Consider the following 25,678-nt stretch of genomic DNA (forward strand, 5'->3'; position numbering starts at 1 on the left):
TTTCTAATTTAGATTTAAAAAATTTTATTTCTATTTTTTAATAGGATAAATACGTCCAAAAAATTAACAACAAATATTATCAACCCAAAATTATTACTAACCAAACTTATCTATTATGAACAAAATATTACTTTCTAAACATTTAAAGTTATTTTTAACTTTATTCTTTTTATCATTTATCTACACCATATCCTCTCAGGTCACAATATCACCATGGAAAATGAATAAAGGAGCTGGAGCAATTTCTTATGCCGTTGGTTTTCATGGAAACCCTGCAGCATATAGCTTAGCAAATATTCCTGAAGCATCAGATTCTAACTGGGAACTTGCTCCTGTTAACGCAACTGGGGGAATAAACTATTCTGTTAGATCTATATTAACAGGTTGTCTCAATCAACTTGATTTCACATATTTTGAAACTTTTTTAAACATACCTTCAAATTTTAATGTTTCTGATTTAAATATTAGTTTCTCTGCTGCAGATGATGGAGCAAGAGCTTATATTTTTAATTCGGCGCATCCAAATGGTGATTTTATTGGCGAAATTAAACTAGGTCAAACAGCAGTTACTGCTAATTATGCTTCATTAGCTATGCCAGGAGAAATTAACAGACTTGTAATTGTTCAGTTTGATGATTGTCCTTCTGGTAATAACTTAACTGGAGCACAAGTAAAAATAAACGGACAAACTGCTGTTGTAAATACTGATGGCTGTACAGATTCTAATTTCTTTTGGTCTAATGCACCAACTGTTAATGGACAAGTTGCTACAGGAACAATAAACGGAGTAGGCTATACATATACATCTTCTGTAAATGTAAGAACTACTACTAATCTATTTTCTCATGGTACATTTCCAGCGTCATACAATGTTCCTAATAGTAATCCAACTATTCAAAATATAGAACCTAGTTCTAATACATTAACTTTTGCGAGCCCAATGACCAATCCAGTTTTGGTATTTTCTTCAATAGGTGGTGGTCCAATTTCTGTGCCTATTAATTTTAGTGCACCTGTTGAAATTTTATGGTCTACACATGTAGGAGTAACACCAGTAGTTCAAAACTCACCAACTCAAATTACAGGTACTGAGGGATATGCTATTGTAAGAATGAATGGTACGTTTTCTAGTCTTTCATTTGACTATTTAGTTTATGAAAACTACGTTAATTTTGTTTTCGGGGCAGATTTCTCAACAACTTCTCCAGATACAGTTGCACCAACTTTAACTTTAAATGGTAATTCAACTGAATCTGTTAATGGTAATTCAACTTATACAGATCTTGGAGCTACAGCAACAGACCTTTGTGATGATAACCCTGCAGTATTAGTTTCTGGAACAGTTAATACAAGTGTTCTAGGTGATTACACACTTACATACACAGCAGTAGATGCTTCTGGAAACACATCTGCCCCAATAACTAGAGTAGTAACTGTTGTAGATATTACTCCACCAACTTTAATAGATATCCCTGTTAATACAATTGTAGAATGTAATGTTGTACCAACGGCGCCTACAATTACTGCAACAGATGATTTTACTACAACCCCAGAAGTAAGTTTTAATGAAGAAAGAATAGATGGTTCTTCTAATGATAATTATATCTTAACAAGAACTTGGACTGCTACTGATGAAAGTAGTAACACAGTGTCTCAATCTCAAATTATTACTGTACAAGATACTAGTTTACCTACTGCAATTGCAAAAGACATAACTGTCGAATTAGATGCAAACGGAAACGCTGTTATAACTGCAGATATGATTAACAATGGCTCTTCTGATAATTGTGGAGGAACATTAACATATGCTATAGATAAAAACACTTTTGATTGTGACAATATAAGTGCTGGTGGTATTTCTTGTTCGTCAAATTTCTCTTTAGATTTAGACGGAATAGATGATGATGTTAATCTTGGAGATCTTAATTATATTTCAACTGGAACTCCAGGCGAATATACAGCAGAGTTTTGGGTAAACCCCAGAAGTATTCAAGCAGGTATTGGTTCTTGGCTTTTTGGAGATGAAGAATCTTCTAATAATGGCGTATTAATTATGCTAGCTCCTTCAGGAGGAATTTCTTTATACAGATTTGGAGGAATAGGTTTAGTAACTACTAATGCAACTATTTCTTTAAATACATGGACACATATTGCTGTTACTCAAAATTCAAGTGGATCTAAAATTTACTTCAATGGAGATTTTGTTCAGGCTTTTAATGTTGTTAATCAAGAAACCAATGCAGCAACTTTCTTAGGTCAGTTTGCACTTGGTGGTCGAAACTTAAATGGTCAATTAGATGAAATTAGAATTTGGAATAAGGAACGTTCTGCAAATGAAATTAAAGACAACTACAACAGTTGTGTTAGTGTTTCAGAAAGTGATTTATCTTATTATTTCAATTTAGAAGACGGTTCAGGTAATACAACAACAGATATAAAATCTGGAAATATTGGAACATTAAATCAAATGGACCCCAATTCTGACTGGGTAGCTGGGAACACACTAAATAATTCTGGTAATATAGTAACACTAACAGTTACAGATGTAAACGGCAATCAATCAACTGCTACAGCAATTGTAACCGTTGAAGATAACATTGCTCCTACTCTAGTTGCAATTCCTGCAGATGTAACTGTTGAATGTAATACTGTGCCAGATGTAGCTACAATTACTGCAACGGATAACTGTCCGAATCCTTCAGTAACTTTTACAGAAACAAGAACAGATGGGACTTCTAATAATGATTATACATTAACAAGAACTTGGACTGCTACAGATGATAGTGGAAACACTGCTTCTCAAACTCAAATTGTTACTGTACAAGACAATTCTGGTCCAATTTTTAATAGTGATCCAGAAGATGTAACTGTTGAATGTAATTTAGTACCAACTATACCAAATGTAACAGCAACAGATAATTGCAGCACAAATCTTACAGTAAACTTTACCGAAACAAGAATAGATGGGGTTTCTAATAACGATTATACATTAACAAGAACTTGGACTGCTACAGATGAAAGCGGAAATACCAATTCTAGAAGCCAAGTTATTACTGTTCAAGATACTATTATTCCAAATGTTATCACTAAAGATATTATAGTTGAACTAGATGAAAATGGTAATGCTTCTATTACTCCAGAAATGATTAACAATGGTTCTTCTGATAATTGTGGTATTACTGACATGTCAATTGATATTTCAGACTTCAATTGTGAAAATATTGGTCAAAATACAGTAACCTTAACAGCAAATGATGCTTCTGGAAATGTAAGAACTATACCTTCTAATTTAATAGGACATTGGAAATTTGATACTGGTAATGAATTAAAAGACTTAACAGGTAACTGGGGAGACTTAATTGTTTCTGGGAATGCTTCTATATCTAATGGAGAATTAGATGTTAATAATGGAGGTATGGCTAGAACTTCTTCGTATTCTGGCCCAACAATTAGTGACAAAACATTAGTTTCTTTTCTTTCTTTAGATGATTTAAACTTAAGATCTGGTTCTGCAATTACCTTAGACGCTATTAATTCTGACGAGTTTGATGGTATTATTTATGCAGAAAGACAAGCAAACAGATGGATGAATGGTAGCTCCAATTTTCTACGAACTAGCGATTTTAATCCAGGTTTCGCAGAATCATCTGCTAATGAAAAAATAATGGTTGCTATTACTTATCAAAAAGGTAAAAAAAGTGTTATAATATCATTATATAGAAATGGTTCTTTTTATGGTACTTACAACATAGGTAATAGAACAAGTTGGTATGAAAATAATGCAGAGATTATATTTGGCGCAAGGCATTTTATTAATAGTTCTAATAGTCAAATTGGTTCTTTAGATGCCCATATTGATGAAGCAATGATTTTTGATAAAACATTATCAGCTGCAGAAGTCCTTGCTTTATATCAAGGAAACAATGCTACAGCAACTGTAACTGTGGTAGACAACATTGCACCTGTTTTAGTTGCAATTCCTGCTGATGTAACGGTTGAATGTGATACCGTACCAGATGCGGCTACAATTACTGCAACGGATAACTGTCCGAACCCTTTAGTAACTTTTAATGAAACAAGAGCAGACGGTATTTCTAATAACGACTATACGTTAACCAGAACTTGGACAGCTACGGATGAAAGCGGTAATACTGCTTCTCAAACGCAAGTTGTTACTGTACAAGATACTACTGTACCAACTGCAATCGTACAAGATATTACTGTACAATTAGATGCAAACGGAAACGCTTCTATCACTCCAGATATGATTGATAATGGTTCTTTTGATAATTGTGGAGGAACATTAACATATGCTATAGATAAAAATACTTTTGATTGTGGTGATTTTAGTGTTTCATGCTCTGATTCATCAATTGCATTTAATGGTACAGGTATTGCCTCTGGTGCCAATGGAGATAACATTCAAAACCTAGGTTTGAATCAGCTAACCATGGAAGCTTGGGTAAAACAAAACGGTGGGGCAGTTAATTCAATCATTAGAAAGGCTGGTGATTACGACTTGTATATCGTTAATAATACGATATATGCTGAGGTATGGTATGAAGGAAGAGCCAGTAGCGCACAATATTTATATACTGGACCTACTGTTTCAAACAATGAATGGTCTCATGTAGCTTTTACTTTTGATAAAGCGAATAATGGTTCCGGTAAGTTCTATGTTAATGGAGTTGAAACGGTAGTTTCAGGAACAACACGTTCTATTACACCCGATATTACTTTGGGTATTGGAGGTTCAACCGAATATGGTCAGAGCTTTACAGGTCTTATTGATGATGTGAGAATATGGAGCACTGAAAGAACTAACGCTGAGATTAATGATTTCAAAGATTTTTGTATTGATGCAAATTCTGTTGGACTTGAGGCTTATTTTAAAATTGAGGCCAATGAAGGTACCACGCTTACGGATTATTCAGGAAATGGAAACCACCTTACAATAACAGGAACTTCATGGTCATTTGAAGGAGCACCAATAGAGAGTAAAGCAATAGAAGTGACATTAACAGTTACAGATGCTTCAAATAATGCTTCATCCGCAATCGCTAATATAATTGTACTCGACACTTTTGCACCAACAGTTGTTGGACAAAACGTCTCTGTTACTTTAACCGCTAGCGGAACAGTTTCAATTATACCGGAAGATGTGTTAGATAATGGGTCAGACAATTGTGGAACTGTAACCTATACGATTAACCAAGATACATTTGGAGCTACGGATGCAATTAACAGCCCAGTAACAGTTCAATTAACAGGAACTGATGCAAGTGGAAACGCAACTACGGTTCCTTTACTAGTTACAGTAATTGATCCTGTACCTGTTGTGATTACGCAAAATATTACAGTTGTATTAGATGAGAATGGAAATATTTCTATTACACCAGAGCAAATAGATAATGGCTCTAGTTCAGTTGTAGGTCTTGAAAGTTTAGAACTAGATATTTCATCTTTTAATTGTTCTAATGTTGGAATACCAGTTACAGTAACTTTAACTGCAACAAGTACGTTAGGTAGCACTGCTTCTGGAACTGCAATAGTAACCGTTCAAGATAATATTGCTCCTACTGCTATTGCACAAGACATTACCATTCAATTAGATGCTTCTGGAAATGCTTCAATTACACCAGATATGATTAATGATGGTTCTTTTGATAATTGTGAAATAGAAAGTGTTGCTTTTGCTGGATCAGGGACTATTAACGCTACTACTTTAGAAGGTAACAACTTAATATTACAAGCTCCTAATGGTAGTGTAATTGATGGAATTACTTTTGCAAGTTATGGAACACCAGTTGATAGTCATGGAGATTTTACAATTGGAAGTTGTCATGCAAGCAATAGTTTATCTATTGTACAAAATTATGCTCTAGGGCAAAACTCTGTAACAATTCCTGCAAACAATGGAATTTTTGGAGATCCTTGTGGTGGTACTTATAAAAGACTTTATGTTACTGCAACTTATAGTGCAGAATCAACAAGTACAAAAGATTATAATTGCTCTAACGTTGGCAACAACAATACAGTAACTCTACTTGTTAAAGATGTTAATGGAAATGAATCTACAGCAACGGCAAATGTTACAGTAGAAGACAATGTGAATCCAATAGCAAGTACACAGAACGTAACGGTTCAGTTAGATGCTCTTGGTAATGGAACTACAACAGCAGAACTTGTTAATAATGGTTCTTCTGATGCGTGTGGAATTCAATCTTTAGCTTTAGATACAACTTCTTTTACATGTGCAAATGTTGGTGATAATACGATAACTTTAACTGTAACTGATAACAATGGTAATGTTTCAACAGAAACTGCAATTGTAACAGTAGAAGATAATGTAAACCCGATTGCGAATACACAGAACGTTACTGTTCAGTTAGATGCTTTAGGAAACGGAACTACAACAGCAGTTCTTGTTGACAATGGTTCTTCTGATGCTTGTGGAATTCAATCTTTAGTTTTAGATACTACTTCTTTTACTTGTAATGATATCGGTTTAAATACGGTAACATTAACGGTAACTGATAATAATGATAATGTTTCTACTCAAACTGCAATAGTAACGGTAGAAGATAATGTAAACCCGATTGCGAATACACAGAACGTAACGGTTCAGTTAGATCCTTCTGGTAACGGAACGACAACTGCGGAACTTGTTAATAATGATTCTTCTGATGCTTGTGGTATTCAATCTTTAGTTTTAGACACAACTTCATTTACGTGTGCAAATGTTGGTGATAATACAGTAACATTAACAGTAACTGATAACAATGGTAATGTTTCAACTCAAACAGCAATTGTAACGGTAGAAGATAATGTGAATCCAGCTGTAATTACTCAAGACCTTCCAGTTCTTTTAGATGCAAATGGTAATGTAAGCATTACACCTGCTATGATTGATAATGGCTCTTTTGATAATTGTGCTATTGCAAGTTTATCTTTAAGTAAAGACAATTTCGATTGTACAAATGTAGGTGCTAACGTGGTTACTTTAACAGTAATCGATGTTAACGGAAACAGTGCTTCTAATCAAGCAACTGTTACTGTAAGTGATACTATCAATCCTACTGCAATTGCTCAAGACATTACTGTTCAATTAGATGTAAATGGAGCGGCAACAATTGTTCCTTCAGATGTAAACAATGGTTCTTTTGACAATTGTACATTCACAACATCTTTAGATATTACAACTTTTGGTTGTAACAATGTAGATGTAGAAAATACAGTAACATTAACTGTTAGAGATGCTAGCGGAAACACAAATGCAACAACTGCAATAGTAACTGTTTATGATACGGTGCCTGCTCAAGTAATTACACAAAATATTAATGTGTTTTTAGATGAAAACGGAAATACTTCTATTGTACCTTCGGATATAGACAATGGTTCAAATGATGCGTGTGGTATTCAAAGCGTAGCGCTTGATATTACTAGTTTCGATTGTGCTAATCTTGGTGAGAATACTGTTATTTTAACAGTAACAGATGTGAATGGTAATGTTTCTTCTAATCAAGCGATTGTAACTGTTATTGATAACATTGCTCCTATTGTTGGTACTCAAAGTGTATCTGTAACTTTAGATGCAAATGGAAGTGCAACCATTACTCCAGAAGATGTTTTAATCTTAACAGAAGATGATGTTCTAAGAGGTGATAGCTGTACAGTAACAAATGCTGATGAACACGCAATGTGTTTAAAAGATTACAATAAATCTAAACATAATTCTTATCATAAAAAAGGTAAGAAATCCAAAAATGATGATGATGATGATGATGATGATGATGATGACGATGACGATGACGATGATAAATACAACAAAAAAGATGCTTGTTTCTCTTTTGATGCAAACCAAGGTAGTGTAATTAAAAACCTTGATGGTTCAATGGTTGTTACAGGAACACTTGTTAATCCTGAGGATGTTAATGACATTTGGGAAGTAACTTTAAATTTACAGAATCCTAAAAACTGGACAGATTGGTCTGCTCAAAAAGGAAAGTACAAAGGATCGAAAAGAACTATCAGATATAGTTATAAAGATTGGATGTATTATCAATTGGCTGAAGGAAGTAAATTAACAGGAGCTGGTAACAATGCTGGTAATGAAACTTTACTTATTCAGAAATATAAAAAGTATGGTGTTCAAGTTGGTGATAATGCTAACTTAGAAAACGGTAATTATGGATTATATACTTCTTTCTACTACATCAATAAGAAAGGTAAAAAAGAAAAAGGTTCTTTTAGTTTTGATATCTCTAATTGTGAGCAATTACCCGTACCAGAAGGAACTGTAATTAGCAGTGACAATTGTAGTATAGCAAGTACGAGTTTAGATATTGATACTTTTGGGTGTGATAACCTTGGGGAAAACACAGTACAAGTTTCTGTTACAGACCAAAGTGGTAACACAACAACACAGTCTGTAATCGTAAATGTATTAGGAGATACTCCGGTAATTTCTATTGACGACTTTTACACTGCTAATGGACAAAAGAAAAATACTGTTTTCTTAGGATACTCAAATAGCACGTATTTAAAAACTGAAGTAAGTGGTGGATCTGGATTTAGTTATGAATGGACAGATGAATCTGGTGACGTAATTTCAACAGATAAAAATCCTAAAGTTACTCCAGAAATTACATCAACTTACACTGTTGTAGTTACCAATGCTAATGGTTGTCAAGCAACTGCTTCTATAGAAGTTTGTGTAATTGATGCTAGAGCGAAAGACAGACATGGTAGATTTAATGGTAAAGTAATTATTTGTCATCATACACATCATCGTCATTCACATCATTGTGGTCATGGTCAAAAAGGTCATCATAAATCAAGCAAAGGAAAACATGATAATGATCACCAAGGACATACATATCATGACAGTAAAGATATTTTACTTACTGTGAGTAAAAATGCTGTATACGGTCATTTAAAACATGGTGATGTATTAGGTGGTTGTGAAGCTACTTGTGCTACTGAAGTTTATGTAGAACCTGAAATTGTAACGGATGTGAATATTTACCCAAACCCTTCTACTGGTTACTTTAGAGTAAAATTAGAAAACTTTGAAAATAAAGCAGAGGTATTACTTTACGATTTACATGGTAGACTTATTCAACGTAGATATGTAAGAGACTGTAAAAGAGAAAACAGCGTAACTATGGGGAGTAATAGATTACGTGAAGGTGTTTATGTTGTAAAAATTAAAACCGGTGGTGAAATTTTTACAGGGAGAGTCGTTATTGAAAGAGGAAGACATTAATAATTATTAAACTTTTTGATAAACTGTAGGGGGTTTATCAATACAAAGAGCAGGCTAAGAATTTTCTTAGCCTGTTTTTACTTTTTATAAATTAAGTTAATAATAAAAATAATCAAACAGTATACATCTAAGGTTACTCTAGTTTACTAATAACCTTAGTTTCTAATACTATCTGCTTCTGTTATTAAAGAAGTTTTTGCAGTTGAAGCTTCTGTAGACAACGTTGTTCCTATTAAATTAGAATCTTCATAAGCATCTATAGACAGTTGGTAAAGTTCTTCTGTGCCATTATTAAACTTTATGTATTTATAATTAGCACTTCTAATAGTGTACACATCTTCTTTTTCTGAATAGACAAATTCTCTTTTGGTTGCTTTTTATCAGTAAATAAATCGTAAAAACTTGTACTGTTATAAATTTCTGTAGTTGTAACGCTTGCGATATTCCCAATTGTTGTATACAGATCTGTAGAACTTATCAATGCAGTTTCTCTTATCCCAATTCTATCTACTCCAACTCCAGACACAACCATTGACACATTAATTCCTCCTTGATATAAACTTCCTTTTGCTTTGGTTTTTTCATAAGGAAATTGAGCAACTTTGTTTGGCGTGCCATTATCACCAATAAAAATAATAATTGTATTTGCTCTTTCTTCTGCGGATAAACTACTAAGAAAACGCCCCATTTCTGTATCTAAAGCTTCTAAAGCTGATAAATAATAAGGTAAAGGATTTGCGTTTATAGAAGCATCATCTGTTGGTAAACTTCCTTGAGAATGTAAATCTGTTGGCGCTAAGTGAAAAGGTGTATGAGGAGCATTGTATGCCATCCATAAAAACCAAGGCTTTGTTTGTTGTGCTGTCCAATCAATAGCTAAATCTGTTAATTTTGTGGTTGCATATTCTGTAGAAAGTGAACTTGTTCCGTTTTCATATAACGTCCAATTATTATAATCAGGAACACCTCCATTTAAAATCCCTGCATAATAATCTACACCCATTTTTATAGGATCGTTTGCATCTTTTGATAAATGCCATTTACCAATAATTGCCGTTGATTATGCATCGTTAGAATTATCCTTTATATATTTTTGTAAAGATATTTCATTTGTAGAAATAGGATCATCAACTTTTAAAACACCCGTATTAATTCCGTATTTACCAGTAATAATAGAAGCTCTAGTTGGTGAGCAAACTGAATATCACCAAGTATTATCAAACGTAATTCCGGTATTCATTAAATCTTGTAGAATTGGCATATTTGCTTTTGTGCTACCTTCTGTATAATTAGGAACTGCATCTTTGCTTACATCATCTGCAATAACTAACAAAATATTGGGTTTAGAAGAAGTAACAGGTATTTCGATTTCCTCTATTTCGTCTTCTGTATTAATGCTTGATAAACCACAACTTATTAAAAACAGACAGAGTATAATGATTGTAAAAGAAGATAACTTCATATATAATAGTTTATTCTTTGACCTAGATATTAAGTAATAGTTTAATTTTAGGTTAAAATTTGTAACAAAACCTATAAATTAGTCGTCTAAAATAGAGAGTCATTTTAACAAACCAATAACTATGAAAAAATTTCTATATCCATTATTTGCACTTTTATTATTAGCGAGTTGTACATCACAAAAAAATTCTGAAGAATTTATTACCTCCACTCAAGGTCGTTATTTATTTAATGCCAATGAAGTAATAGAAATCTACTTTAAAGAACAAACATTACATGCAAAATGGCGTGGTAATGATGACATTGAGCTATTAAAAGTAAATGATAGTTCTTTTTACATGAAAGAATTGAACGAAAAAATGATGTTTGTAAGTCAACCAGAAATGCATATTCAATTAGCTCCAAAAACGGAACATGAAGGTGTAAAATATCATTTTAGACAAATGAAAAATGGAGAAAAAACACCCAATGAATATTTTGAAACCAACCAATTTGATAAAGCTTTAATCGCTTTTAAAAAGATCCAAGAAAAAGATTCTTTGAGTCCAATTATAAAACAACGTACTTTAAATAGTTTAGGATATAAATATATTAGAAAAGATAATTTTGATGCAGCTATAGAAATTTTTAAAATTAATGCTATCTTATACCCAAAAAACTCAAACGTTTTTGATAGTTTAGGTGAAGCTTATTTTCTAAAAAAAGATACTGTAAATGCAATTGTTAACTTTAAAAAAGCTTTGTCTATAAACCCAGAAAACAGAAATTCTAAACGTTTCTTAAAGAAAATAACTGAAAAATAAATGACAATAGAAGAATTAAAATACCCAATAGGACAAGCAGATATCCCTGAAAAAATTACTAAAAAAAATATTGAAGATTGGATTTCTGATTTAGAACGATTTCCTCAAGAATTAGAATTTTTAACCAGAGATTTATCAGAAAATCAACTAGATACTCCTTACAGAGAAAGTGGTTGGACAATTAGGCAAGTGATACATCATTGTTATGATAGTCATCATAATTCGTACACACGTTTTAAATGGGCTTTAACAGAAAACAAACCTGTAATTAAGGCTTATTATGAAGAAATTTGGGCCGAATTAAATGATGCTAAATCTGCGCCTATCTTTTTATCTATTGATGCTTTAAAAGCGTTGCATTCTAAATGGGTCTATTTTTTAAGAGATTTAACGGATAATGATTTAGAAAAAACGTTTATTCATCCTTCAGGAAATGAAGAAGTTAGTTTAAAAGAAAATATCGGAATTTATGCATGGCATTGTCAACATCATTATGCACATATTGAACAATTGATGATTAGAAAAAATTGGAAATAGCAGTTATTTTCTGTTTTAATATTCTTTTTATAAAAACTCTTATCTTTCAACCTTTAATTTAGATATATGAAAACTGCCAAAGAATATTTTGATGAGTATGCTGTAAGTCATCAAAACGAAACAAACCAAGCCATACATTATGTTTGTGTTCCATTAATTTTCTTTAGTGTTATTGGTTTGCTTATGAGTATACCAACAACGTTTTTAGAAAACACCTTCAATTTATCTAACCCATTACTAGAAAATTGGGCAGTAATTGTTGGTCTTGTTATTTCTATTTTTTATTTACGATTAGGGTTTTGGTATTTAATTGAAATGCTGTTTGTTATTCTAATTTCTATTATTGCTAATTTTTGGTTAGGCAACCAGGTAAACTTACTATATGCATCAATTACAATTTTTGTTTTAGCTTGGATTGGTCAATTTTACGGACATAAAGTGGAAGGAAAAAAGCCTTCATTTTTAAAAGATTTAGAATTTTTATTAATTGGTCCTTTGTGGGTAATTCAGAAATTAGGAAAAAAGAAAAATTAAGATGAAAGAAGAAATTACTTTTGAAGACTTTTTAAAGGTTGATATTAGAATAGGAACTATAATTGAAGTCAATGATTTTCCGAAAGCAAGAAAACCAGCATATCAACTTACTATTGATTTTGGAGATTTAGGAATTAAAAAATCGAGTGCTCAAATAACAGATTTATATTCTAAAGAGGATTTACTGAATAAACAGATTTCTGCTGTTATCAACTTTAAACCTAGACAAATCGCTAATTTTATGAGTGAAGTTTTGGTAATTGGGGTTTATAATACTGAAGGAAACGTTGTTTTATTACAAGCTTCAAAAGGTATTAAAAATGGAGAGCAGGTTTCTTAAACTTGGTATTGTTTTTGATAAAATAGAAATATGAAAAACTTATCTTTTATTCTATTATTATTTTCTATCGGTAGTTTTTGTCAATCTAAAACAATTACTATTTTAGATTCACTAACAAAAGAACCTATAGACTTAGTTCATATTACTTACTCTAATTCATCTACTGGAAATATTAGTAATGCTGATGGAATTGTAAAAATAAACTTACAAAAAGACTCTATTTACATTAGTCATATTAACTATAAAAATAGAGTATACTCTTCTAAAAACTTATTTACAAAAGACACCCTTTTTATTCATCCAACTTTAAATACTTTAGATGAAATTGTTCTATATGATTATGATTTAAAGAACAAATTAAAGCAAGTATTAGATAATTATAAGAAGTATTATTATAATGGTCAACTAACAAATACTCTTACCTACAAAGAAAACTTTGAAATAAATGACAAAATTGTAAGGCTATTTCAAGCTCAATATAAATGGTGGACAAGATATAATTTCTTTGAATTAAATACTGAAGTAAAAAAACAAAATAAATTATCTTTAGAAAAAGTTGACTATTCTAAAATAACTTCATCAGACAAAGATGAAAGAAATGGAGGCTTCCTTAAAAGCATTCCTCTAATAAAGTTTTCAAATTTAAATTTCAATTTAATACTATTGGCACATCATACCAAAGATGTATATATAAACTCCATTAATAAAAATATACAAACAACAGATATTAATTTTGATGCTGATTATTTTGAAGATGGAAAAAATTTATTCAACTATAAAAACTCTATTATTTCTATAGATAATAAAACAAAAAGTATAAAATACATACTTCTAAATATGGTCTATAAAGACAATAAAAAGGTTAGTCTTTCAAGAAAATCAAAAATTAGTTATACCTCAGAAACAACGAAACATAAAGTTGAACTATTTTTTAAGAAATTTAAAAACAAATATTCTTTAAGTTACTTTACATCTGAATTAAATGGTTTTTTAACAATAAACAATGAAAAAAGTAAAGCCTTTAGTTCTCAAAAATTTTTAATTACCAATACAGAAAAAGGTAAAAAAAATAAAAAAGCAAAAGAAATAAATTTAGATAAGGCTCTCTACGATTACATACCTTTAAATAAAAATAAAGAAACTGAAATTCTTTTAACGAAAAAAGAAATTGGTTTTATTAAAGAATAACTTAATTCTTAGGATTATTTAAAATTACCAACGCTCCTATTACTCCAGGAATCCATCCACAAAGTGTTAGTAAAAAGATAATAAAGAATGATCCACAACCTTTGTCTATTACAGAAAGTGGAGGAAAAATAATGGTGAATAAAACTCTAAAAAAACTCATTTATATATTTAGTTGGTTACATATATAAGACGAGTTGAATTCAATTTTGTTACAAATCTTAGATAATACATATGTAATAAAGTATCAGCAATAAAAAATAAACTTACAGTAAAATCATAATTGCAATAAAACAGAATACAATTATTTGTCCCCATTTTAAGTAAACACCTACTTTAGAATGTTCTTTTAAATAATTAGAGATACTTCCAGCTAAAACGGCTATAATTCCAAAAACAATAAAGGAAACTAAAATAAATATTCCTCCTAAAGTATAAAATTGAATGACAGTAGAAATAGTTTTAGAAAACAAAAACTGAGGAAAAAAAGCTAAAAAGAATAAAGCAACTTTAGGATTTAAAACATTCATTATAAATCCTTTTTTAAACAACTGAAGTACAGATTCCTTTTTTACAGAGTCATTAGACAATACTATTTTAGAATCACTTTTATAAACTTTATAAGCCAGAAAAATCAAATAACTTGCTCCTATTAGTTTGATGACAAAAAAAAGACTTTCATTTTCTTTGATGATTGCAGAAACACCAAAAACAACCAACGTAGTATGAACCAAACAACCAGACATTAATCCAAAAACGGTTGCCAAACCATATTTTGTGCCATTAACAATACTTTGTGTGAGTACAAAAATATTATCAGGTCCTGGAGAAAGTGATAAAATAGAAGTTGCTATTGCAAATGAAATGAGAATTTCGAACATTCAGTAAAAGCGTATTATTATTTACTGCAAAATAAATATAATTTATTAGAAATTAAGATTGTTGTAAAATTGCTTTATTGATACGTTTCACCAAACCTGGTCCTTCATAAATAAAACCTGTATACACTTGCACTAAATCTGCACCTGCATTCAGCTTTTCTAAAGCATCTTTTTCTGAATGAATACCTCCTACTCCAATAATAGGAAAAGATTTATTAGAAGTATCCGCTAAATATTTAATAACAGCTGTACTTTGATTTTTTACAGGTTGCCCACTTACTCCACCATTTCCTATTTCTGCTAAACGCTCTTTAGAAACTGTTAGATTTTCTCTATTTGTAGAAGTATTAGAAGCAATTACTCCATCAATTTTTGTTTCATTTACCAAATCTATAATTTCATCTAATTGCATATTATTTAAATCCGGAGCAATTTTTAATAAGATTGGTTTTTGTATTTCTTCTTTAGAATTTAGTTCTTTACAAGCAGAAATCAACTCTAATAAATAGTCTTTATCGTTCAGTTTTGCATGACTCCCAACATTAGGGCAACTCACATTCAGTACAAAATAATCTACATAAGGATGTAATTCTTTAAAAACCTCACAATAATCTTCTGTATAATTTTCTGGAGTTGTTGCTGTATTTTTACCAATGTTTCCACCAATAATAACTTTGCCTTTATTATTCTTTAAGTTTTTAATGGCAGCTTCCATTCCGTCATTATTAAAACCCATTCTATTAATAATTCCCTGATCATCCTTTAATCTAAATAATCTTTTCTTAGGATTCCCTGCTTGTCCTTTTGGAGTTACAGTTCCTATTTCAATAAAACCGAAACCAAAATTTGCTAATTCGTTGTATAAAACAGCATTCTTATCAAAACCAGCGGCTAAACCAACAGGGTTTTTAAAAGTAATTCCGAATAAAGTTCTTTCTAAACGTTTGTCTTCAACAACGTATAAACTTCTAAAAATTGAAGAAACAAAAGGAATTTTACACAGTGTTTTTACTAAAGAAAAAGTGAAATAATGAATCTTTTCTGGATCGAATAAAAAGAAAATTGGTCTTACAATAGATTTGTACATGGGTTACTAGAATTAATTTGAGTAGCTTATTTCTAGTTTTCAAAATTACAAATTTTAATACTGATATAACTCGAAAACACATTTGAATTTATGACTTACCCAATTTTCACTATTTTAGTAAAAAATAAAAATCAATTTGGAAACCATCTTTAATTATTTCGAAACAATTCCTTCTGCACATAGAAGTTTAATTTTAGTCGGCGGAATTACTTTTTTCTGGCTTTTAGAAGGCGCAATTCCGTTATTTAAATTTGATTATAAAAAATGGAAACACGCTTTTCCTAATCTATTTTTTACGTTTACAACCATACTCATCAACTTTTCATTAGCTTTTTTATTATTAAAATCTGCAGATTGGGTTCAGGTCAATAATTTTGGTTTGATTAACTGGTTACCAGAAATGCCACTTTGGTTATATGTTGTTTTAGGAGTTTTGTTTTTAGATTTTTTCGGTGCTTATTTAGCACATTTTACAGAACACAAAATAACACCTTTGTGGATGGTACATTTGGTACATCATTCAGATCATAAAGTAGATACAACAACAGCAAACAGACACCACCCAATAGAAAGTGTCATCCGTTTTGCATTTACATTATTAGGTGTTTTTATAGTAGGAACTCCCATTGCAATTGTTATGATGTATCAATCTATCTCTTTAATTTTCACACAATTTACACACGCAAATATTAAAATATCACCAAAGGTGGATAAGCTTCTAAGTTACTTTATTGTGTCTCCAGATATGCACAAAATTCATCATCATTATAAGTTGCCTTATACAGATTCTAACTACGGAAATATCTTTTCTATTTGGGACAGACTTTTAGGAACGTATATGGAAATGGATCGTGAAAAAATCATCTATGGAGTAGATACTTTTCCCGATGAAGTTAAAAATTCTTCTTTAAAAGAACTATTGAAGCAGCCTTTTCTAGGATCTAGAAAACCAACTAACTTAGATGAAATAAATTAAATTATGGATATTGGTTTTTTAATGAAATTTGGTTCCGAAAAGAATATGAATGATTTACTTAAAAATGGAACAATTTATTGCAATCCTTTATCTTATTTTCAAAAATTAGATAAAGACGGTTTTATAGCTGATAAACTAGAAGGAACAATATCAATCAAAAATTTCAGTGAAGAAAAAAATCATATTTTGACTATTAATCCTAAAAGTAAAAAACCTATAAAAATGAAAATTAAGACTGCTCAAATGAGAGGTTTTTATAATAATTTAGAAGGTAATGTTTATTGTCTTTATGCTTTAAGATACAGTAATATTATAAATGAAAAAAGATATAAAATAGATGAGCGAATGATGAATGACGATTATACACATTGTGTTTTAATTGAAAAGGTTGGAGAATTTTTAAAGAGAATTCAAAATGAATTAAAAAAACAGAATGTAAGTTTTAATTGGGATTTAGTAAAATACCATGATTTTGGTATTGATAAATCTGAAATGACTTTATTTCATAAATCTAAAAATTTTGAATTTCAAAAAGAATTTCGAATCCTTTTAAAAACGAGTAAATTAGAACCTTTTTCAATTAAAATTGGAGATATTTCTGATATTGCATCTTTATATGATTCCAAAATTATTAAAGATATAAAAATAGATATAATTTAATCTACTAATTTATGATCAGTAATAACTCAAAAGTATTTGAATTTACGGTTATTCTAATCTTGTTTTCTGAGTTTGTTATATAAAAATTCTTCTCACCATTTTGTCATTCCTGCGTACGCAGGAATCTATAATTGGTAAATAGAACAGCACTTAAAAATTCATTTAAAACAATTACTTATTTTAAAAATTAACTTTTCGGTATTCTAAAGTCTTAGTTTGGATTCCTGCCTACGCAGGAATGACATATATTATAAAATAGTATCATACCAATCTTTAGATAAATCCGACCATTGAATATTCTCTTTTTCAATCAATTTAATTTTCCAAGCACGTTTCCATTTCTTCATATTATTTTCTCTTGTAATTGCTTCTTCAATATTTTGGAACGTCTCAAAATAAACCAATTTGTTCACACCATATTTTTGAGTAAAACCTTTTTTGATTCCCATTTTATGTTCGTAAACTCTTCTTTGTAAATCATTTGTTACACCAATATATAATGTTCCTCTAATTTTGCTTGCCAAAAGATAAACATAATATTGATGGATTGTTTTCATTTATTTTTGAAGTATGGATTCATGCGCAATCAAGAATAAAAAATTATTCATAAATCAAATATTTGTTCCTAATTAATTTAAAAGCCTCCAAATCTTTCTCCCAAGTTTTTCTAATATCTGATTCAGACAAACCTTGCTCAATTTGTTTTTGAAGTTTTGTATTTCCTGCATGAATCGTAAACGTTTTTCCAAAGAATTTTTCTGTTTTTGGTGTTTTCTGATACGCATCAATTAGCCATTCTAAATTTATAGCACTTAATTTTTCTATATTACTTAAATCTACACCATAACAAAGTTTACCTTTTTCTTTTGGATATTTAGAACCAAAGTTTGGTTTTGGAATATAATTAAAGTTGCTTTTAGGAAAAAATGAAGCTCCATATCTTTGAAACTGAAACTCTGTTCCTCTACCTGCATTAATGATGGTTCCTTCAAAAAAACCTAAACTGGGATACAAGTTTATAGATTTATCATTTGGTAAATTTGGTGAAGGTCTTATCGTTAAACTGTATTCAGAATCATGCGTATAATTAGCCAAAGGAATTACTGTTAAATCACACTGAATTCCGTTTTTAAGCCATTTTTCACCATTTATCATTTGTCCATATTCGCCAATTGTCATTCCATAAACAACAGGAACAGGATGTTTACCAACAAAAGAGGTATGTTCCATTTCTAAAACTGGCCCATCAACATAATGTCCATTTGGGTTTGGTCTGTCTAAAATTATCACTCGGATTCCGAGTTCAGCACAAGCTTCCATCACATAATGTAGAGAAGAAATATAAGTGTAAAAACGCGCTCCAACATCTTGAATATCAAAAACCACAACATCAATTCCTTCTAATTCTTTAGCAGAAGGTTTTTTAGTTTTCCCATATAAAGAAACAATTTTTAAACCTGTTTTAGTATCAAAACCATCTTTTACAAGTTCAGCAGCATCTGCTTTTCCACGAAAACCATGTTCTGGTGCAAACACTTTTTTTACGTTTATGCCATTATAATTATGCAAATAATCTACTAAATGTTGTGTAACTTTTTTAGACCCCATAATATTAGGCGCAACTTCTGCTCTTTGTAAAAGCGACAACACTGAAGTCTGGTTTGCAACCACAGCAACATACTTCCCCTTTAGCAAGTTTACGTATAAATTGGTTCTTTCTGCTCCTGTTTTAATTATTAGGTTTTCAGCTTTTTCCTTTTTAACGTTCGACTTTTTAACTTTTAATCCAGAACTTTGAGCGCAAGAAATCAGCTGAAAATTCAGCATTAGAAATAAGAATAAATATGTACTTTTGAAAGGTTTAAAATCAATCATCAATTTGAATTACGAGTTATTTATTGCAAAACGCATTATTGCTGGCAAAAAGTATAAAAATAGCATTTCATCGCCAATAATAAAAATTGCAATCACTGCAATTGCGTTAGGAATTATTATTATGCTAATTGCTGTGGCAACTGGTGCTGGCTTGCAAAATAAAATTCGCGATAAACTGGCTGGTTTTAAAGGCCACGTACAAATTATCAATTACGATGCCAATAATTCTGATGTTTCTACAGTACCTATAAAAAAAGACCAAGATTTTTATCCGAAGTTTAAAAATGTAGACGGAATTAAAAATATTCAGGTTTTTGCAAACAAAGGCGGAATTTTAAGAACAAAAACCGAATTTGAAGGTATTATTTTTAAAGGAGTTTCTACAGATTATGATTGGACTTTCTTTAAAGAGTATTTATTAGAAGGTAGAACTCCAAATTTAAAACTACCAAGAACTAAAGAAGTTCTTTTATCACAAACAATTGTAAATCGTTTACAACTAAAATTAAACGACACTATTTTAGCTACTTTCTTAAAAACTGCAACAAGTAAATTACCATCAAATAGAAAATATACCATTGTAGGAATTTACAATTCTGGTTTTGCAGAATTCGATAAAAGCATGATGATTGGTGATATTAGAGAGGTTCAGAAGCTTAATAAATGGACAGAAAACGAAATTGGTGGTTTCGAAATTATTTTAGATAATTTTGATAACATTACAGAAAAAGGAGAAGAAATTTACAGTAATATTGGCGCAACTTTAAATAGCAAAACTATTTTAGACAGCTACCCAACCGTTTTTGAATGGATTAAACTTTTCGATAACAATGTATGGTTTATTATTGCCATTATGATTCTTGTTGCTGGTATTAATATGATAACCGCTTTACTGGTTTTAATTCTAGAACGCGTACAAATGATTGGTATTTTAAAAGCATTAGGAAGCACAAATACAAGTATTAGAAAAATATTTTTATACAATGCTTCTTACCTTATCTTAAAAGGACTTTTCTGGGGAAATATTATTGGTTTGTCTATTATTTTTATTCAGTATTACTTTAAAATAATTACGCTTAATCCTGAAACATATTATGTAACTACAATGCCAGTTCACATTTCGTTTACTTACATTTTATTGCTAAATATTGGTACGTTAATTATGTCTTTTTTAATGTTGATTATTCCTTCTTACATCATTACAAAAATCAATCCTTCGAAGTCAATTAAATTTGCGTAATATTTGGACGTTCCCCAAAAAGGTCGCGCTTTCCACTGTATCTTTTTATACTGAAAAAATTCAACATAAAAAGGATGCCGTTTCAAATGCATAGCATTCACGATTTCAACAAAAATATTAAAGGATGAGTAATCGCTAACGCAAACTTTCTATAAACTTTTAGCAAAACGATTCGCTAGCAGACAATTTGCGTTAGCGATTGAATGGTATGTTTGAGCTCTTTTTTTGTTTGAGATTTATCGAAAAACAAAAAAAAGCGAGTAATGAAAGCGCGACCTTTAGGGAACGCCATAAAAAAATTCCTATTTAAATTTTACTTAGTCCTACCCACTACTTTTCTCGGTTTCACTCCTTTTTATGTATTAAAAACAACATCTCTTCTATTAGATGTTCATTCTGTTGTAGTTGTTTTTAATGTGTAAAACTATCTTTAAAGATTGAAATCATATTTTTAATAAAACGTCAATTAAATAATTTAATAAAAAATAATATTAAATTTATTTCATAATCTAAAGGAAAATCTCTAGAAGAATTTGAATCTATTTGGGATAATTAGGTTAAAAAATGTAATATTACAATACGCAATAAAGTTATTATTTTATGAAAAAATTATCTGCTTTACTATTCTTTTTTTTATGCATACACACCAACGCACAAAAAACTTACAAAGAGCATAATTTTGTAAATATTAAAGAAGGTATACCAAAAGTTGGAGTTTCTTGTATTATTCAAGATCATTACGGTTTTATTTGGATTGGAACCACCGGTACAGGGGTTTATAAATTTGATGGCATCGATTATACACCCTATAAATTTAACTTTGAAGACACTAATTCTTTAAGTAATAACCTTGTTCAATGTTCTTTTATAGATAGTAAGCAAAGACTTTGGTTTGGTACAGAAGATGGTTTAAATCTTTACATTAGAGGTTTAGATCAGTTTATAAAAGTAAGATTAAATTCAGAAAATAATTATAAAGAGAATGTTTTTGCAATTGAAGAAGATTCTTTTGGTAACTTATTAATTGGTACAAATAGAAAAGGGTTATATAAATTAAATATTAATACACTTAAAATCGATAAGATTTTAAATAACGTTACTAAAGATATAAGTATCCGTAGTATTAAACATACTAGACAAGGAAAAACTTTTGTTGGTACAGACCGTGGTTTAAAGGAAATTGACATTATTCATAATAAGCTAATAAACACACGATTGTTTGCAGACAATCAAAAAACGATTAACAAATCTATTGAAGTTTTATTTTTAGACAATAAAGATAATTTATGGATTGGTTTTGAAGTAGATGAAGGTATTTACAAATGTGGTTTAACAAATGACAGAAACAATAATATTGTAAGTTTAAATAAGTTTGATTTTACTTCTCGAAAAATAATGGAAATTATTCAGTTACCAGACAATACAATAATGATTGGTACTGAGAATGATGGGCTTTTTCATATTGATGAAAATGATAAAATCATAAAAAAATATGTTTCTAGTAAAACAGAAAAAAACAGCATATTACATAATTCTATTTGGGAACTTTTTATCGACAAAAATGATAGAATTTGGATGGGATATTTTAATAGCGGTATTGCTGTTAGTGATAAACTATTTGATAAATTTAAAAGTATTGAAAGTTCACCAAATAAAACCAACTCATTAAACATATCATCAGTAAGTAGTGTTGTTAAAGATGAAAAAGGTAATTTGTGGCTTTCTACAGATGGTGGCGGTATCGATCTTTACAACCCAAAAACATCAAAAATAACACATATAAATAAAGAAACAAACAAACCCTATTCTGGTCTTAAGTCAGATTATATTGTAAGTTTATTTTTAGATTCTAAAAATAATTTATGGGCTGCAAGTTGGGATAACGGTATTTTTCTTTTAAAAAATGGGTCTAAAAAATTTATCAATTATAATAAAACCAATACTGCATCAAAATTTAACTCAAATACAATTAGAAGTTTTTCTGAAGATTCTAAAGGTAATATCTGGATAGCTACTTATTTTGAAGGACTTTATTCTTATAATTTAAATTCAAAGAAATTTAAAAAACACGATTCTAAACAATTTCTTAAACATAAGTCTTTAAATAGTAAAATAATGAGGGTCTTTGTTTCTTCTGACAACACTATTTGGGCTGGTACAGCAGATGGTTTGTTTAAAATAAAAGATTTAGAAAATGATGAATTTGAAATAATTGCTTTAGGAGCGAGGATGCAAAAAGAGTATGGTTATTTATCTGATGTAAACCATATACTTTCCATTTATGAATCATCCGATAATAATATTTGGATTGGTACAAGAGGTGCTGGTCTCTGCAGATATAACAAAAATGAAGATTCTTTTACCTGGTTTAATAAGTCTAAAGGATTGGTTGAAGAAAATGTTTCTGCTATCATTGAAGATGAAGAAAATAATATTTGGGTAAGTGGTAATGATGGTTTAACTAAAATATCTTTAAAGGATAAAAAGTTTACAAATTATACTTCTAGTGATGGTTTGTTATCTAATGATTTTAATTTTGGAGCTGTATTAAAAGATGAAAAAGGAACGCTATATTTTGGTAATTATAAAGGGCTAGATTACTTTTTACCTAAAGAATTAGAAACAAATTCGACGATACCATCATTACATTTAACAGATTTTAAATTGTTTAATGAAAAAGTGATTCCTCAAACTGAAAACTCACCTTTAGATAAAGTAATCTCAGAAACTAAAAGTATTAGTTTAACACATACACAATCTGTTTTTACAATTGAGTATACAGGTTTAAATTACACAAGACCCGAAAAAAATAATTATGCTTATTATTTAGAAGGTTATGAAACAACATGGAACTACGTTGGTCATAAAAGAAGTGCAACATACACAAATTTAGATCAAGGAAGTTATATTTTTAAATTGAAAGCCTCTAACAATGATGGCGTTTGGAACGAAGTACCACTAGAATTAAAAATAATAATTCTTCCACCCTGGTGGAAAACAAGTTGGGCAGTAATCTCTTATGTGCTAGCTTTTCTTTTTTGTGTTTACCTCTTAAATCGCTTAACTCAAAAGAGAATAAAAGAAAAAGAAATACTAAAAAATGAGCGTTTAATACAAGTACAAAACGATGAATTAAACAAAAAGAAACTTCAGTTTTTTACGAATATTTCTCATGAATTTAGAACTCCTTTAACCCTAATTATTAACCCGATTAAAGACATTATCAGAAACAAAGAGCTAAATCTTCCTCAAAGTGTTAAAAATAAACATGCTATTATTTACAAAAACACAAACAGACTCTACAGACTAATTAATGAGTTGATGGATATTAGAAAGTTAGAGCATAATAAAATGAAAATTAGAGCAAGTAAAATTAATCTAATTCCGTTTACAAAAAATATTTCTAACTACTTTAAAGAAGAAACAAGAACAAAAAACATATTATTAAGTGTAGATTCTGATGTATTAGACATAACTGTTTGGGCAGATGAGAAAATGTTAGAAAAAATAATTTTTAATCTTTTATCTAATGCCATTAAAGCAACTCCAAAAGGAGGTGCTATTACTATTGAATTATTTTCTAATGATAAATTACATAAGTTACCTTTATTTAATTCACAAGAACCCGTAAAGGCTATAGAAATATTAATTTCTGATACTGGAAAAGGTTTAAATGAAGAGGAAGTTGAAAAAATATTTGAACGTTTTTACCAAGTAGAAGATCAAAACAAAACATATATAGGTGGTACAGGAATTGGTTTAGAAGTAGTAAAGAGTTTTGTTTATCTTCATAAAGGAGAAATTGAAGTTGAAAGTAAAGTTGGTTCTGGAACTACTTTTAGAATTCTATTACCAATAGGTAAAGATCATTATACAGAAAACCAAATTATTTATAAAAATGATAAAATAGATAATGTAAAAGATCAATTCTTATTAATTACTCCAGATGAAACAGAAGTGCAATCAACAGATAATACCGCTATTAATAAAACAAAAACAATTTTAATTGTTGAAGATAATGTAGAATTAATAGATTACTTAAAAAATGAATTAAGTAATGAATACAAAGTATTTGTTGCAACTAATGGTAAAGAAGGAATTAAAATTGCAAAAGAAACTTTACCAGATGCTATAATTACTGATGTTGTTATGCCAGAAATGGATGGATTTGAATTTTGTAAATCCATAAAAACGGATGCATCTACAAGTCATATTCCTGTACTTATGTTAACAGCAAGAACTACCATTGAAAACAGAATTGAAGGGATAGAAAATGGTGCTGATGCATACATGGTAAAACCTTTTGATTTAAAATTATTGAAACTCCGTTTATCACAATTAATAACAAGTAGACAATTAATTTTTGATAAATTCTTTGGAGCAATAAGTGGTGCTGATGATAAAGTAAACTCAAGTTCTATAGACAAAGAATTCATAAAAAAATTATTAGATTATATAAATAAAAATATATCTGACTCTAATTTAAGTGTAGAAGAATTGGCTTCTCAATTAAAACTGAGTAGGAGTCAATTATATAGAAAAATTAAGGCCATAACAGGACAAACTGTTAATGAATTTATTAGAAAAATAAGATTAGAAAGAGCAAAGCAAATTCTAGATGCTGGTAGCGCTAATATTAGTGAAGCCTGTTTTAGTGTTGGATTTTCTTCTCCATCTTACTTTTCGAAATGCTTTAAAGCACATTTTGGGGTCTTACCTTCTGAAATAGAAACTAAAAAGGACACTGAGATCTAGAATTAGAAAACAATTATTAGTACTAATTATTTTACAGTATAAATAACAAATATGTTTGATTATTAATTTGTTACAC

Annotated in this window: 18 protein-coding genes; 10 read left to right on the top strand and 8 right to left on the bottom strand. The window is 29.9% G+C overall.

The window, feature by feature from the left end:
• Nucleotides 1-115: 115 nt before the first annotated feature.
• Nucleotides 116-9,268 (top strand): LamG-like jellyroll fold domain-containing protein, encoded by a 9,153-nt coding sequence (locus BTO07_RS05575; RefSeq protein ID WP_087520293.1) that lies wholly within the window; start codon nucleotides 116-118, stop codon nucleotides 9,266-9,268.
• Between the two features lie 155 nt (nucleotides 9,269-9,423).
• Here BTO07_RS05575 and BTO07_RS17385 read toward each other — a convergent pair whose 3' ends face one another.
• The 3 genes from BTO07_RS17385 to BTO07_RS17395 all read right to left on the bottom strand — a co-directional run bounded on the left by BTO07_RS17385 (nucleotide 9,424) and on the right by BTO07_RS17395 (nucleotide 10,730).
• On the bottom strand, nucleotides 9,424-9,603 hold the full coding sequence (locus BTO07_RS17385; protein ID WP_198342514.1) for a hypothetical protein: 180 nt from the start codon (nucleotides 9,601-9,603) through the stop codon (nucleotides 9,424-9,426).
• Nucleotides 9,567-10,271: a sulfatase-like hydrolase/transferase gene (locus tag BTO07_RS17390; protein WP_232457091.1), complete on the bottom strand. Its 705-nt coding sequence runs from the start codon at nucleotides 10,269-10,271 to the stop codon at nucleotides 9,567-9,569. The genes BTO07_RS17385 and BTO07_RS17390 overlap by 37 nt, the downstream gene beginning before the upstream one ends.
• 201 nt (nucleotides 10,272-10,472) lie before the next feature.
• Nucleotides 10,473-10,730 (bottom strand): hypothetical protein, encoded by a 258-nt coding sequence (locus BTO07_RS17395; protein ID WP_198342515.1) that lies wholly within the window; start codon nucleotides 10,728-10,730, stop codon nucleotides 10,473-10,475.
• 121 nt (nucleotides 10,731-10,851) lie between these two features.
• Between BTO07_RS17395 and BTO07_RS05585 the strand changes: the two genes are divergently transcribed.
• The 5 genes from BTO07_RS05585 (at nucleotide 10,852) to BTO07_RS05605 (ending at nucleotide 14,131) form a co-directional block, all read left to right on the top strand.
• The gene (locus BTO07_RS05585) at nucleotides 10,852-11,532 is read left to right on the top strand and encodes a tetratricopeptide repeat protein (RefSeq protein ID WP_087520294.1); all 681 of its coding nucleotides are present in this window, start codon (nucleotides 10,852-10,854) and stop codon (nucleotides 11,530-11,532) included.
• On the top strand, nucleotides 11,533-12,069 hold the full coding sequence (locus BTO07_RS05590) for a YfiT family bacillithiol transferase (RefSeq protein WP_087520295.1): 537 nt from the start codon (nucleotides 11,533-11,535) through the stop codon (nucleotides 12,067-12,069).
• 66 nt (nucleotides 12,070-12,135) lie between these two features.
• Nucleotides 12,136-12,603 (top strand): Mpo1 family 2-hydroxy fatty acid dioxygenase, encoded by a 468-nt coding sequence (locus BTO07_RS05595; RefSeq protein WP_087520296.1) that lies wholly within the window; start codon nucleotides 12,136-12,138, stop codon nucleotides 12,601-12,603.
• Between the two features lies 1 nt (nucleotide 12,604).
• The gene (locus BTO07_RS05600) at nucleotides 12,605-12,943 is read left to right on the top strand and encodes a tRNA-binding protein (protein ID WP_087520297.1); all 339 of its coding nucleotides are present in this window, start codon (nucleotides 12,605-12,607) and stop codon (nucleotides 12,941-12,943) included.
• Nucleotides 12,944-12,973: 30 nt separating this feature from the next.
• Nucleotides 12,974-14,131: a hypothetical protein gene (locus BTO07_RS05605; RefSeq protein WP_087520298.1), complete on the top strand. Its 1,158-nt coding sequence runs from the start codon at nucleotides 12,974-12,976 to the stop codon at nucleotides 14,129-14,131.
• 1 nt (nucleotide 14,132) lies between these two features.
• Here BTO07_RS05605 and BTO07_RS05610 read toward each other — a convergent pair whose 3' ends face one another.
• The 3 genes from BTO07_RS05610 to BTO07_RS05620 form a co-directional block, all read right to left on the bottom strand.
• On the bottom strand, nucleotides 14,133-14,291 hold the full coding sequence (locus BTO07_RS05610) for a YqaE/Pmp3 family membrane protein (RefSeq protein ID WP_087520299.1): 159 nt from the start codon (nucleotides 14,289-14,291) through the stop codon (nucleotides 14,133-14,135).
• 103 nt (nucleotides 14,292-14,394) lie between these two features.
• Entirely contained in the window at nucleotides 14,395-15,009 is a 615-nt protein-coding gene (locus BTO07_RS05615) for a LysE family translocator (RefSeq protein WP_087520300.1), read from the bottom strand.
• A gap of 52 nt (nucleotides 15,010-15,061) precedes the next feature.
• On the bottom strand, nucleotides 15,062-16,096 hold the full coding sequence (locus tag BTO07_RS05620) for a quinone-dependent dihydroorotate dehydrogenase (RefSeq protein ID WP_087520301.1): 1,035 nt from the start codon (nucleotides 16,094-16,096) through the stop codon (nucleotides 15,062-15,064).
• 136 nt (nucleotides 16,097-16,232) lie between these two features.
• Here BTO07_RS05620 and BTO07_RS05625 point away from each other — a divergent pair, with 136 nt between their 5' ends.
• Together BTO07_RS05625 and BTO07_RS05630 are read left to right on the top strand one after the other, a co-directional pair.
• A complete protein-coding gene (locus BTO07_RS05625) occupies nucleotides 16,233-17,072 on the top strand; it encodes a sterol desaturase family protein (protein WP_087520302.1) in 840 nt (279 codons plus the stop codon).
• Between the two features lie 3 nt (nucleotides 17,073-17,075).
• Nucleotides 17,076-17,732 (top strand): hypothetical protein, encoded by a 657-nt coding sequence (locus BTO07_RS05630; protein WP_087520303.1) that lies wholly within the window; start codon nucleotides 17,076-17,078, stop codon nucleotides 17,730-17,732.
• A gap of 248 nt (nucleotides 17,733-17,980) precedes the next feature.
• On the opposite strand, the gene BTO07_RS05635 is transcribed toward BTO07_RS05630, so the two are convergent.
• Together BTO07_RS05635 and BTO07_RS05640 are read right to left on the bottom strand one after the other, a co-directional pair.
• Nucleotides 17,981-18,289 carry a GIY-YIG nuclease family protein gene (locus BTO07_RS05635; RefSeq protein WP_087520304.1) on the bottom strand — a complete coding sequence of 103 codons (309 nt, stop codon included), beginning with the start codon at nucleotides 18,287-18,289 and terminating at the stop codon, nucleotides 17,981-17,983.
• A gap of 43 nt (nucleotides 18,290-18,332) precedes the next feature.
• Nucleotides 18,333-19,607 (bottom strand): exo-beta-N-acetylmuramidase NamZ family protein, encoded by a 1,275-nt coding sequence (locus tag BTO07_RS05640; RefSeq protein WP_087520305.1) that lies wholly within the window; start codon nucleotides 19,605-19,607, stop codon nucleotides 18,333-18,335.
• A gap of 4 nt (nucleotides 19,608-19,611) precedes the next feature.
• Between BTO07_RS05640 and BTO07_RS05645 the strand changes: the two genes are divergently transcribed.
• Nucleotides 19,612-20,847 (top strand): ABC transporter permease, encoded by a 1,236-nt coding sequence (locus tag BTO07_RS05645; protein WP_087522561.1) that lies wholly within the window; start codon nucleotides 19,612-19,614, stop codon nucleotides 20,845-20,847.
• A 600-nt stretch (nucleotides 20,848-21,447) separates the two neighbouring features.
• Nucleotides 21,448-25,602 carry a hybrid sensor histidine kinase/response regulator transcription factor gene (locus BTO07_RS05650; protein ID WP_087520306.1) on the top strand — a complete coding sequence of 1,385 codons (4,155 nt, stop codon included), beginning with the start codon at nucleotides 21,448-21,450 and terminating at the stop codon, nucleotides 25,600-25,602.
• The last annotated feature ends 76 nt before the right edge of the window (nucleotides 25,603-25,678 follow it).

This window comes from Polaribacter sp. SA4-12 (assembly GCF_002163675.1).
In the GTDB taxonomy this organism is placed as follows: Bacteria; Bacteroidota; Bacteroidia; order Flavobacteriales; family Flavobacteriaceae; genus Polaribacter.

Coding starts and splice junctions, on each gene's coding strand:
- BTO07_RS05575 (WP_087520293.1), top strand. CDS start 116: ATGAACAAAATATTACTTTCTAAACATTTAAAGTTATTTTTAACTTTA.
- BTO07_RS17390 (WP_232457091.1), bottom strand. CDS start 10,271: ATGGGTGTAGATTATTATGCAGGGATTTTAAATGGAGGTGTTCCTGAT.
- BTO07_RS17395 (WP_198342515.1), bottom strand. CDS start 10,730: ATGAAGTTATCTTCTTTTACAATCATTATACTCTGTCTGTTTTTAATA.
- BTO07_RS05585 (WP_087520294.1), top strand. CDS start 10,852: ATGAAAAAATTTCTATATCCATTATTTGCACTTTTATTATTAGCGAGT.
- BTO07_RS05590 (WP_087520295.1), top strand. CDS start 11,533: ATGACAATAGAAGAATTAAAATACCCAATAGGACAAGCAGATATCCCT.
- BTO07_RS05595 (WP_087520296.1), top strand. CDS start 12,136: ATGAAAACTGCCAAAGAATATTTTGATGAGTATGCTGTAAGTCATCAA.
- BTO07_RS05600 (WP_087520297.1), top strand. CDS start 12,605: ATGAAAGAAGAAATTACTTTTGAAGACTTTTTAAAGGTTGATATTAGA.
- BTO07_RS05605 (WP_087520298.1), top strand. CDS start 12,974: ATGAAAAACTTATCTTTTATTCTATTATTATTTTCTATCGGTAGTTTT.
- BTO07_RS05610 (WP_087520299.1), bottom strand. CDS start 14,291: ATGAGTTTTTTTAGAGTTTTATTCACCATTATTTTTCCTCCACTTTCT.
- BTO07_RS05615 (WP_087520300.1), bottom strand. CDS start 15,009: ATGTTCGAAATTCTCATTTCATTTGCAATAGCAACTTCTATTTTATCA.
- BTO07_RS05620 (WP_087520301.1), bottom strand. CDS start 16,096: ATGTACAAATCTATTGTAAGACCAATTTTCTTTTTATTCGATCCAGAA.
- BTO07_RS05630 (WP_087520303.1), top strand. CDS start 17,076: ATGGATATTGGTTTTTTAATGAAATTTGGTTCCGAAAAGAATATGAAT.
- BTO07_RS05635 (WP_087520304.1), bottom strand. CDS start 18,289: ATGAAAACAATCCATCAATATTATGTTTATCTTTTGGCAAGCAAAATT.
- BTO07_RS05640 (WP_087520305.1), bottom strand. CDS start 19,607: ATGATTGATTTTAAACCTTTCAAAAGTACATATTTATTCTTATTTCTA.
- BTO07_RS05650 (WP_087520306.1), top strand. CDS start 21,448: ATGAAAAAATTATCTGCTTTACTATTCTTTTTTTTATGCATACACACC.